The organism is Streptomyces sp. NPDC029674, from assembly GCF_044903205.1.
Classification (GTDB): domain Bacteria; phylum Actinomycetota; class Actinomycetes; order Streptomycetales; family Streptomycetaceae; genus Streptomyces.
This window is the reverse complement of sequence record NZ_JBJDPY010000015.1, coordinates 176,975-188,187: the sequence shown is the minus strand read 5'-3', so window position 1 is coordinate 188,187 and position 11,213 is coordinate 176,975. Positions and strand designations below refer to the sequence as shown.

10 protein-coding genes are annotated in these 11,213 nt (G+C 70.5%); 3 read left to right on the top strand and 7 right to left on the bottom strand.

Annotation, left to right across the window (positions count from 1 at the left end):
- The coding region (locus ACI2L3_RS31285) for a fumarate reductase/succinate dehydrogenase flavoprotein subunit (protein ID WP_404755751.1) at positions 1–1,877 on the bottom strand (1,877 nt) is incomplete at its 3' end.
- Positions 1,878–2,585, bottom strand: coding sequence for a succinate dehydrogenase (locus ACI2L3_RS31280; RefSeq protein ID WP_404755750.1), 708 nt, complete (start codon positions 2,583–2,585; stop codon positions 1,878–1,880).
- Positions 2,586–2,680: 95 nt separating this feature from the next.
- Between ACI2L3_RS31280 and ACI2L3_RS31275 the strand changes: the two genes are divergently transcribed.
- On the top strand, positions 2,681–3,556 hold the full coding sequence (locus ACI2L3_RS31275) for a LysR family transcriptional regulator (protein ID WP_404755749.1): 876 nt from the start codon (positions 2,681–2,683) through the stop codon (positions 3,554–3,556).
- Positions 3,557–3,569: 13 nt separating this feature from the next.
- On the opposite strand, the gene ACI2L3_RS31270 is transcribed toward ACI2L3_RS31275, so the two are convergent.
- Complete coding sequence (locus ACI2L3_RS31270; RefSeq protein ID WP_404755748.1) at positions 3,570–4,118, bottom strand: hypothetical protein; 549 nt, start codon at positions 4,116–4,118, stop codon at positions 3,570–3,572.
- Between the two features lie 214 nt (positions 4,119–4,332).
- On the opposite strand from ACI2L3_RS31270, the gene ACI2L3_RS31265 reads away from it, so the two are divergent.
- Positions 4,333–5,436: a DNA alkylation repair protein gene (locus ACI2L3_RS31265; RefSeq protein WP_404755747.1), complete on the top strand. Its 1,104-nt coding sequence runs from the start codon at positions 4,333–4,335 to the stop codon at positions 5,434–5,436.
- A gap of 16 nt (positions 5,437–5,452) precedes the next feature.
- Here ACI2L3_RS31265 and ACI2L3_RS31260 read toward each other — a convergent pair whose 3' ends face one another.
- On the bottom strand, positions 5,453–6,571 hold the full coding sequence (locus tag ACI2L3_RS31260) for an FAD-dependent oxidoreductase (RefSeq protein WP_404755746.1): 1,119 nt from the start codon (positions 6,569–6,571) through the stop codon (positions 5,453–5,455).
- Positions 6,572–6,624: 53 nt separating this feature from the next.
- On the opposite strand from ACI2L3_RS31260, the gene ACI2L3_RS31255 reads away from it, so the two are divergent.
- Positions 6,625–7,317 carry a TetR/AcrR family transcriptional regulator gene (locus ACI2L3_RS31255; RefSeq protein WP_404755745.1) on the top strand — a complete coding sequence of 231 codons (693 nt, stop codon included), beginning with the start codon at positions 6,625–6,627 and terminating at the stop codon, positions 7,315–7,317.
- Here the strand turns inward: ACI2L3_RS31255 and ACI2L3_RS31250 are convergent.
- From ACI2L3_RS31250 to ACI2L3_RS31240, 3 genes are read right to left on the bottom strand one after another with little or no spacing between them, the layout of a single operon-like run.
- Entirely contained in the window at positions 7,298–8,059 is a 762-nt protein-coding gene (locus ACI2L3_RS31250) for a VOC family protein (RefSeq protein ID WP_404755744.1), read from the bottom strand. The two genes, ACI2L3_RS31255 and ACI2L3_RS31250, sit on opposite strands and share 20 nt — an antisense overlap.
- Positions 8,060–8,062: 3 nt before the next feature.
- Positions 8,063–10,213, bottom strand: coding sequence for a putative bifunctional diguanylate cyclase/phosphodiesterase (locus ACI2L3_RS31245; protein WP_404755743.1), 2,151 nt, complete (start codon positions 10,211–10,213; stop codon positions 8,063–8,065).
- Entirely contained in the window at positions 10,210–11,022 is an 813-nt protein-coding gene (locus ACI2L3_RS31240; protein WP_404755742.1) for an SAM-dependent methyltransferase, read from the bottom strand. Before ACI2L3_RS31240 ends, ACI2L3_RS31245 begins: the two co-directional genes overlap by 4 nt.
- Positions 11,023–11,213 lie beyond the last annotated feature (191 nt).

Here is an 11,213-nt window from a genome sequence, read left to right as displayed (position 1 = left end):
CCGGTGTGGGTGAATTCCCAGGCGGCGGCGTAGGAGAACTCCTCGTCGTGGCGTTCGGCCTCGCCGTCGGGGGTCTGGGACTCCTCGCGGAAGTGCCCGCCGCAGGACTCCGCGCGGTGCAGGGCGTCCAGGCACATCAGCTCGGCGAGCTCGAGGTAGTCCACGATGCGGTTGGCCTTCTCCAGGGACTGGTTGAACTCCTCCCCGGTGCCCGGCACCTTGATCCGGCGCCAGAACTCCTCCCGGATCTGCGGAATCCGCTCCAGCGCCTTGCGCAGACCGGACTCGGTACGCGCCATGCCGCAGAACTCCCACATGACTTCACCGAGTTCCCGGTGGAAGGAGTCGGGCGTGCGGTCGCCGTCGACGGCGAGGAGGAGGTTCAACCGGTCCTCGGTCTCGGCCACGACCTCCTGGACCACGGGGTGGTCGTCGCCCACCTCGTCCTTGTGCGGGTTGCGGGCGAGGTAGTCGTTGATGGTGGAGGGCAGCACGAAGTAGCCGTCGGCCAGACCCTGCATCAACGCGCTCGCACCGAGCCGGTTCGCGCCGTGGTCGGAGAAGTTCGCCTCACCGATCGCGAACAGACCCGGGACGGTGGTCTGCAGGTCGTAATCGACCCACAGCCCGCCCATCGTGTAGTGCACGGCGGGATAGATCCGCATCGGCACCTCGTACGGGTTCTCCGCGGTGATCCGCTCATACATGTCGAAGAGATTGCCGTACTTCTCCTCGACCGCTCGCCGGCCCATCCGCCGGATGGCGTCGGCGAAGTCGAGATACACGCCCTGTCCGCCGGGTCCCACTCCCCTTCCCTCGTCGCACACGTTCTTCGCGGCGCGGGAGGCGATGTCGCGGGGCACGAGGTTGCCGAAGGAGGGGTAGATGCGCTCCAGGTAGTAGTCGCGCTCGTCCTCGGGAATCTCGTTCGGCGGGCGCTGGTCACTGCGCGCCTTGGGCACCCAGATGCGGCCGTCGTTGCGCAGTGATTCGCTCATCAGGGTGAGCTTGGACTGGTGGTCGCCGGTGCGCGGGATGCAGGTGGGGTGGATCTGGGTGAAGCAGGGGTTGGCGAAGTAGGCACCACGCCGGTGCGCCCGCCACACCGCGGTGGCGTTGGAGTTCATCGCGTTGGTCGACAGGTAGAAGACGTTGCCGTAACCACCCGAGGCCAGCACCACCGCGTCGGCGAAATACGTGTCGATCTTCCCGGTGATCAGGTCACGGGCGACGATGCCGCGCGCCCGCCCGTCCACCACGATCACATCGAGCATCTCCGTACGGGGATGCATCTCCACGTTCCCCGCGGCGATCTGCCGGGACAGCGCCTGATAGGCGCCAAGCAGCAGCTGCTGCCCCGTCTGGCCGCGCGCATAGAAGGTGCGGGACACCTGCACACCACCGAAGGAGCGGGTGTCCAGCAGACCGCCGTACTCACGGGCGAAGGGCACACCCTGCGCCACGCACTGGTCGATGATCTCCACCGAGATCTGCGCGAGACGGTGCACGTTGGACTCACGCGCGCGGAAGTCACCGCCCTTGACGGTGTCGTAGAACAGCCGGTGCACGGAGTCACCGTCGTTGCGGTAGTTCTTCGCCGCGTTGATACCGCCCTGCGCCGCGATCGAGTGCGCACGACGCGGCGAGTCCTGATAGCAGAACTGGACGACGCGGTAGCCCTGTTCGGCGAGGGTGGCTCCGGCGGAGCCGCCGGCCAGGCCGGTGCCGACGACGATCACGGTCTGCTTGCGGCGATTGGCCGGGTTGACCAGCTTCGCCTCGAAGCGGCGGGTGTCCCAGCGCTCGGCGATCGGCCCGGAAGGGGCCTTGTCGTCCACGACGGGCGCACCGATCGCGTACTCAGCAAAGGAGTTCATTCAGCTCACCAGTCCGGTCATGACGGCCACGGGTACGGAGATGAAGCCAAGGGTCAGCACCAGGGCGAGGCCGTTGGCGAGGGGCTTGAGGACGCGGTCGCGGGCCGCGGTGCCCACGCCCAGGGTCTGTGCGGCGCTCCACAGTCCGTGCCGTACGTGGAAGCCGACGGCGACCACGGCGACGATGTAGATGACGTTGCCGTACCAGGTCGAGAAGGTGTCGATGACGTTCTGGTACGGGCGCAGGTGCTCGTAGCCGCCGGGGTGCACGGTGCCGGTCGTCAGGTCGAGGACGTGCCAGACGATGAACAGGCCGAGGATGACGCCGCCCCAGCGCATGGTGCGGGTGGCGAAGCTGGCCTCGGGCTTCTTGTGCACGTACTTGGTGGGGCGTGCCTTGATGTCGCGGCGGCTCAGCTGGTAGGCGGAGGTGGCGTGCGCGACGACCGCGACGACGAGCACCACGCGGACCAGCCAGAGCGTCCACTCGTAGTGCATGAAGGGCTCGCCGAGGGTGCGGAGCCAGTGCGCGTACGCGTTGATCTCGGCCGGGCCGAAGAAGATCTTCAGGTTCGCGAACATGTGCAGGAACAGATAGAGCAGCATGATCAAGCCGCTCACCGCCATCACCGTCTTCTTGCCGACGGTGGAGTCCCACAGCGTGCGGGTCATGGACGGCCGTTTGTCCGTCCGCGTTGCCAGAGCCATATCAGAGACGCTACGGCCGAAGGTCCCGATCAGTCCAAGAGATGGTTCGGCTCATTTCCATAGCCTAGGCCTATCATCCGACGTATCCTGTCCCTATGCAATTCCAGCAGCTGCACTACTTCGTCGCGGTCGCCGAGACCCGGCACTTCACGCGGGCCGCGGAGGAGGTGCACGTCTCCCAGCCGTCGCTCTCCCAGCAGATCCGGGCGCTGGAGAAGGAGCTCGGCGCGGAGCTCTTCAGCCGGGCGCGCGGCAACATCACGCTGACCGACGCGGGTGAGGCGCTGCTGCCGCTGGCCCGCCGGATCCTCGCCGACGCGGACACCGCGCGGATCGAGGTGCAGGAGCTGGCGCAGCTGCGCCGCGGCCGGGTCCGCCTTGGCGCGACACCGAGCGTGTGCACGGGCCTGCTGCCGGACGTGCTCCGCGCCTTTCACGACCGCCACCCCGGCATCCAGCTCCTCATCGAGGAGAGCGGCTCCCACGATCTCGTACGCGAACTGGCGCGTGGCGCCCTGGACTTGGCGCTGGTGGTGCTGCCGCTGCCCTCGCCCTCACCCGCCCTGACGACGGTGGAGCTGCTCCGCGAGGACCTGGTGGTGGTGTCCTCGCCGGGCCGCCGGGGCCTGGGCAGGTCGGTCCGGATCGCGGATCTGCAGGGCGAGCGCCTCGTGATGTTCCGGCACGGCTACGACCTTCGGGAACTCACCGTCTCCGCCTGCCGCGCCGAGGGGTTCGAGCCCGAGTTCGCGGTGGAGGGCGGGGAGATGGACGCGGTGCTCGGCTTCGTCCGGGCCGGGCTCGGGGTGGCGGTCGTCCCGCGCATGGTCGCGGAACGGTCCGGCCCCGACCTGCGGATGACCCCCCTGGCCAAACCGAGCCTGCACCGCACGATCGCCCTCGCCCACCGCAGCGACGTGGCACCGCCGCGCGCGGCGCGCGAACTCCAGCGGATGCTGCTGGAACGCTGACGGCTGTGTGCGGCTACAACCGTGTCCCGGTGAGCTTCCTGCGGAGCCCGGAGTCGGTGATGTGGACGATGCGCAACGTGTTCTTGGCGTACTTGACCTGTAGTACGTCGTCGGCAGTATCGCCGCGAGGCGTCCACGGCAACCGCATCGATCCAGCCTCTCCGACCTTCCCAGGAACGTCGTCGGCGGCCACCTGAAGCATTTTGTTCGGCCTGTACGGTGAGGCCGGCCCTTCAATGGCGATCCTGCCCCCGCGCAGAGCCCATTGACCGGCCCACGAGGCGCCGTTCTCCCACTCGCGGTCGGACGGAGTGATGCTCCAGGTGCCGTCCCCGACTTCGACGCGGACAGGCGTGCTGTCCCAGATGTCGGGAGAGACGACCTCCCATGATCCCTTGAGGAAGGCGCCGACTGCCCGCCCGACGGGGCCGGTGCCCGTCCCGGTCGCGGAACCGGGGCTCTCGTCACCGTCCTCGTCCTTGCCGCACGCGCCAAGAAGCGACGCCCCCACACCGACGGCCAAGTACCGTAACGCGGTCCGCCTCCCCACCACCTGCGTCACAGCCCACATGCCGCGAAGACGCGGTTTGCCAGTCGCCACAGAGCCTCCAGGTGTCTGCCCATCGGAATTGTAGTGAACATGCCCGTCCGGCGGAGGTCTCCCGACCTTCGAGGTATCGGCTGTGTGTCAGTGGCCCGTGGCAGACTCGAAATCATGATGCCCAGGTCGAGATTCACACCGCTCCCGAACGAACAGACCGTGAGCGGGCGCTGAGGTGGCCGATTTCAAAGACGAACTGTCGCCGGAGCTCATCGGGCGTCTCGCAGGTGACCTCGCGGGTGCCTCGGGCTCGTTCGACCGGACGGCGTTCGAGCAGCTCGCGGGCACCGGTATCGGCGAGCTGGAGCTGAAGGCCCGTATCGACTGGATCGCTCGTGCTCTCACGGCGACGATGCCGGCGTCCCCCGAGGAAGCCGCCCGGGTGATCCGTGGCGCCCTCGACAGCGGAGGCCTCACGGGGTGGACTTCCATGCCCGTCAACGCCTACGTCGCCTCGGCGCTGCTGGACCGGCCCGATGTCGCGCTGCCGCTGCTGGCCGTGCTCACTTCCCGCCACACCGCCGAGTTCGCCGTCCGCCCGTTCGTCGAAGCCCACTACGAGGTCACGATGGACCGGCTCAGGGCGTGGACCACCGACCCGGACGAACACGTTCGGCGGCTCGTCTCGGAGGGCACGCGCCCGCGGCTGCCCTGGGCGTCACGGCTGTCGCGGTTCGTCGCCGACCCCGCTCCCGCGCTGGCGCTCCTGGAGCCTCTCGTCAACGACGAGTCCCTCTACGTGCGCCGTTCCGTGGCGAACCACCTCAACGACATCAGCAAGGACCACCCCGGCCTCGCCCTCGACGCCGCACGGCGTTGGCTTCACGGCAGCACGCAGGGCGATTTCGTCGTACGCCACGGTCTGCGGACACTCGTCAAGCGAGGACACCCGGAGGCTCTCGCCGTTCTCGGGTTCGATCACCGTGCCCCGATCGGGATCACGGACCTCGCCTGCTCGCCCTCCACCATCTCCATCGGGGAAGCGACCACCGTCACCTTTACGCTGCACGCCACCGACGCGACGAGAGCGGCGGTCGACTACATAGTCCACTACCAAGGGGTGCGCGGCCCCAAAGCGGGCAAGGTGTTCAAACTGACCACCCGGGACCTCCCCGCGGGCCGGGCGGTCGGCTTCTCGCGCCGGCACCGGTTCGAGAGCCTCTCGGTCCGCACGATCCACCCCGGCCCGCACCGCATCGAGGTCCAGGCCAACGGACGCGTCCTCGGCGCGACCGAGGTCCGCATCACCGCCGCCGAGACATCGCAAGGCCCAGCCTGAAGCTGCTGAACGGTGGTCAGGACGGCTGGACCTGGTCGAAGAGGGCGAGGGCTTCGGCGGGGTCCGGGCTCACGAGGCGTTCCAGACCGGCCGTCGTGATCTTCGCCCACCTGCCGGCCCGTGCCCACATCCGCTCCTCGAAGGCGCGGACGGCGTGGTCCAGATCTCCGGGGCCGGTGGCGATGGACTCGGCGAGTTCGGCGCCTTCCAGCATCGCGAGGTTCGCGCCCGCCCCCAGTGGGGGCATCAGGTGGGCGGCGTCACCCAGGAGCGTCACCCCGGGGACGTGGGTCCAGGTGTGGGAGACGGGCAGGACGTAGAGGGGGCGGTGGACGAAAGCGGTGCCGTGGCGGAGGAGGTCGAGGACGGGAGCGGCCCAGCCGTCGAACAGGGCCAGCAGGCTCGAGCGCACGGCCTCGGCGTCGGCCGGATCCAGGTTCGCGTGCCGGTCCAGCGGCGCGCGGAACTGGGCGTACACCTTGACGTGGCCGCCGCTGTTGCGCTGGGCGACGAGGGCTCGGTTCACGCCGTACGCGGCGACGGAACCGTCGCCGATCAGCCGGGCGAGGTCGGGGTGGCGGGTGTCGACGTCGTCGAGGGAGGTCTCGACCAGGGTGACGCCGGTGTAGTGCGGCGTGGCCGACGAGACCGCGGGGCGCACTCGGGACCAGGCGCCGTCCGCGCCGACCACGAGGCCGAACGTCTCCTGTCGCCCGTCCGCGAAATCGACCCGCACGCCGTCCCGGGCCCCCGGCACCACCCTCGTCACGCCCCGTCCCCACTGGACGTCGAGCGGGCCGAGCAGCAGATCACGGAGTTGCCCGCGGTCGATCTCGGGGTTGGCCCGGTCATCCGGACGGGGCCGCCAGTCGCGCAGGACGGTTCCGGCCGTGTCCAGGATGCGCATGGCCTGTCCCTCGGGCCGGGACAGCGCCTGGAACTCCGCCAGCAGCCCCGCCTTGTCCAGGGCGAGTTGGCCCAGCCCTTCGTGCAGGTCCAGCGTGCCGCCCGGGGGACGGGCGTCGGGGGCCGCATCGCGTTCGAGGACGGCGACGGGGTAGCCGTGGCGGTGCAGGACACGGGCGAAGGTGAGGCCGGCAGGGCCGCTTCCGACCACGGCGATACGATGTCTCATGCCGATACACTGTATTGATCCTGTGTGAGGCATCGCAACAGAACGGTGTGACCATGACTGTGTGGGACCGGCCGGAGCCGCCGACCCGCCCCGTGCCGCTCGACCGGGAGCGGATCGTCGCCGCCGCCATCGCGCTGGCCGACGAGGGCGGCCTCGCGGCGGTGTCGTTGCGCAAGGTCGCCGCCCGACTCGAGGCCGGGCCGATGCGGCTGTACGGATACATCTCCACCAAGGAGGAGCTGTTCGACCTCATGGTGGACGAGGTCCAGGCCGAAATCCTCCCCGAGGAGCAGCCCGGCGACTGGCGGGAGGCGCTGCGCGTCCTGGCCCACCGCACCAGGCAGGCCGCCCTCCGTCACGAATGGCTGGCCGATCTGCTCGGCGGCCGCCCGGCCCTGGGCCCGAACGGCCTCGCCGTGGCCGAGTCCACCCTGTCCGCCCTCGACGGCCTCGCCGACATCGACACCGTCATGCGCGCCGCGGAGACGGTCAGCGCCTACTTCACGGGCGCGATCAGGCGCGAGATCACCAATCTACGGGCCGAGCGCGCCACGGGACTGTCCAAGCACGACTGGCAGCGCGCCCACGGACCGTACCTGACGAAGGTGCTGGCCACGGGCCGCTTCCCTGCGCTCACCAAGGTCGTGTACGACGGCACGGACGTGGACGCCGAGACGTCCTTCGCGACCGGCCTGGAGTGGGTCCTCGACGCCGTGGCCGCCAAGCTCACCCGGCCGCCGGCGTGATGCCTCGCGCCGCCCCGGTCGCCGGGTCGCGGTCGGTCAGGCAGTACGTGCCGCCCGCCGGGTCCCGCATCACCGCCCAGTGGGTGCGCCGGGACACGCACGTCGCGCCGAGGCTCTCGTGGTGGGCGCGGACCGCGTCGACGTCGGAGCAGGCGAGGTCGAGGTGCGCGCCGCCCGGCCCTGACGTGTCCAGGCGTTGCAGGAGGATGCGGACCGGTAGCCCCGGGGGCGGCTGTACGCGGCGGAACTCGGGGAGCGGGCTCCGCACGGACTGCCAGCCGGTGAACGCGGCCCAGAAGGCGGCTTCCTCGTCGTACACCGGCGGGGAGATGTCCAGGCAGACCTGGTCCAGGCGGCTGGTGGCGCCGTCGGGTGCGGTCACCGGTGCCGGGCGCGAGGTCTCCCCGGCCCAGGGCACGACGCAGAAGAGCTGTCCGCCCGGTGAGCGCAGGACCTCCAGGCCGGGCTCGGCGAAGACCGGGGTGGCGCCGAGCCCGCGGGCGGCGCGTGCCGTGGCGGCCAGGTCGTCCACCGCGAAGTCGAGGTGAGCGCCGCCCGGCCCGTCCACGGCCTGCGCCTTCAGGCATGCGTCGGCGGGACCGGGAGGCAGCAGCGTCACGAACTCGCCGCCGTCTCCCCGGAGTTCGGACAGCCGTGAGCCGGTGGCCGTCGCCCAGAAGGCGCAGGCCTGCGGGAACCGCTCGCGCGGCCGGTCGGCGAAGGCGTACACCCAGCGGATCATGGTTCAGCCCGTCGCGTCCGCGAGCGCCAGCTCGTGGAGCCGGTCCGGCGGTCCTGGGCGGGCGTAGTACCAGCCCTGGGCCGTGTCGCAGCCGAGCTCCCGCAGCTGGTCCGCCTGTGCGCCCGTCTCGACGCCCTCGACGGTGACCGCGAGGTCGAGGCTGTGGGCGAGCGCGACGATCCCCTCGACGATCTTCAGGTCGACGGGGTCGGCGGGGAAGTGCTGCATGCCCTGGGTGAAGGAGCGGTCGAGCTTGAGGACGCTCACCGGCAGACGGCGCAGGTTGGCGAGGTTGGAGTAGCCCGTGCCGAAGTCGTCGAGCGCGATGTCCACGCCCATCTCGGCGAGCCTGCGCAGCGGCTTGAGGAGGTCGTCGTCGGCTCCTATCAGCGCGGACTCGGTGACCTCGAGGCAGAGCGCGCCCGGCTCCAGGCCCTCGCGCTCCAGGATGTCGACCGTGTCGGCGACCAGGCCGGGGTGGGTGAGCTGCATGGGCGAGAGGTTCACGTTGACCCGCAGCGGTCCGGCGGCGGCCGCCCCGTCGAGGGTGGCGCGCGCCTCCCACAGGCGTGCCTGGCGTACGGACTCCGCGAGGACCCAGCGGCCGAGCGGCACGATCAGGCCGGTGTGCTCGGCGAGCGGGATGAAGCGGTCCGGGCCGATGACGCCGTGCTGCGGGTGCAGCCAGCGCACCAGCGCCTCGGCGCCGCGCACGCTCCCGTCGGCGAGGTGCACGAGCGGCTGGTACTCGATGAAGAACTCGCCGCGCTCCAGGGCGGCGGGCAGCGCGGTGGTCAGGCCGTGCCGGGTGATGGCGCGGGCGTCGGCCTCGGGGTCGGCGAGCTCGTAGCGGTTGCCGCCCGCGGACTTGGCGCGGTACATCGTGATGTCGGCGCTGCGCAGCACCTCCGCGGCGCCGCGCTCGCCCGCCGGGCCCTCCACGATGCCGATGCTGCCGCGCACGGTCAGTTCGCGGCCGTCGACGCGGATGGGGGTGGCGAGCGCGTTCATGATGCGTCCGGCGAGCTCGTCCACCTCGGTCTCGGTGTCGGGTCCCGTGGTGAGCGCCACGAACTCGTCGCCGCCGAGCCGGGCCACCATCTCGCCGGGGGCGGTCGCGCAGGACTGGAGCCGGTCGGCGACCTCGACGAGGAGCCGGTCGCCGGCCGCGTGTCCGAGGCTGTCGTTGACGGTCTTGAAGCCGTCGAGGTCGAGGTAGCAGAGCCCGAAGCGGGCGTCCGCGCCGGCCGCGAGGGCCTTCTCCAGGCGCTCGAAGAACAGGGTGCGGTTGGGCAGGCCGGTGAGCGCGTCGTGCGTCGCCTCGTACCGCAGGCGGAGGTTGAGCAGGCGGCGCTCGGTGGTGTCCTCCATCAGCGCCAGCTGGTACTGCGGGACGCCGTCCGCGTCGCGCAGCAGCGACACGGTCAGGTTGGTCCACAGGACCGTGCCGTCGGGGCGGTAGAAGGCCTTCTCCACGCGGTAGTGCTCGCGCTCGCCGCGCACGAGCTCCTCGTACAGCTTCCAGACGTGCGGCGAGTCGTCGGGGTGGGTCCACTCCCCCACGTTGCGTCCGCGGAGCTGGTGTTCCAGGCCGCCGAACATGCGGATCAGCGCGTCGTTGACCTCGAGGACCGTGCCGTCGAGGTCCGCGATGCCGATGCCGATCGCGGCGCCGTGGAAGACGGCGCGGAAGCGTGCCTCGCTGGCGTGCAGGGCTTCGGCGACGGCGCTGCGCGCGCTCAGGGCGGCGCGGGAGATCGCCTCCTGTTCGGCCAGGGTGCGCTCCCGCAGCGCCTGGGCGAAGCCGGCCGCCATGGCGTGCTGGATGCGCGCGGAGCGGGCCCGCAGCGCTTCCTGGGGGCCTTCGCCGCCGCAGTACAGGACCAGATAGGCCTCGACGCAGTCGAGCGTGCGGCTGAGGGCTTCGGGGTCGGTGCAGTGCGTGCCGACGAGGGCGGCGCCGATGGCCTGGCTCTCCGCCGCGTCGAAGACCCGCTCCTGGAGCGCGCCGTTCAACCGCCGGGCGAGGGGGACCAGTTGCTGCTCGAACTCGGGACGGGTCAGCGAGGTGGCTGTCACGGGGAAGATCGCGCGGCTCCAGATGGTGGCGAACCTGCGGAGTCTTCCCTCGGGCCCGTCCTGCTCGCCGCTCAACGCTTCCGTCCCACGCCCGCGAATCCCGAGAAGGAGTACGGGTCCTCCTCCTCGGGCGCGGTGTCGGGCCGCCAGTGCGGCATCGGCACCAGGCCGGGTTCCACCATGTCGTATCCCTCGAAGAACCGCGCGATCTCGTCGCGCGAGCGCATGATCAGTGGATTGCGGATGTTCTTGTATACACCGACCGTCCGGCCGGCTTGTTCGGGGGGAACGGGGATCCCTTCGTACGAGGCGTGACTGAGGATGACGAGGCTGCCGGGCGCAGTTGCGTCCCGCAGCTCGGCGACCGCCGCGTAAGGATCGTACGCGTCCTCCACGAAGTGCAGGACGGCGACGAGGAGAAGAGCCACCGGGCGGTCCAGGTCGAGGACCGAGGCGACCTCCGAACTGCCCAGAATGTCCTGGGGCTTGCGCAGGTCCGCGGCGAGGGCCGCGGTCCGCTCGGTGCCTTCGAGCACGCTCCGGCTGTGCGCGACGGCGACCGGGTCGTGGTCCACGTACACGACGCGCGCCTCGGGGCTGGCCTGCTGCGCCACCTCGTGGACGTTGCCGAACGTCGGGATGCCGGAGCCGATGTCGAGGAACTGCGTCACGCCCCGGTCGACGGCGTGCCGCACCGCGCGCCGCATGAAGGCGCGGTTCGCCTGCATGATCTTCGGGAGCCCCGGCATGAATTCCATGGCTTTGCGGGCCGCGTCCCGGTCCACCTCGAAGTTGTGCGAGCCGCCCAGGTAGTAGTCGTAGATACGGGACACGCTGGGCATCGAGATGTCGATGCCCAGCGGTGCCCAGGCGGGACGCTCCATCAAGACTCCAAGGCGTAGGGGGCGGCACAGGCGGTCCGGTGTTCGAGGGTGAGGCTACTGATCGTCCGCCAAGGGAGCGAGCCAAAACGGAAATTGGTCGTCCGTTCTCGGTCACTGCCTTTGGCAAGTGCCGTATCCCACACATGCGACCGGCCCGCCCCCTCCCTGTGATATGGGAGGGGACGGGCCGG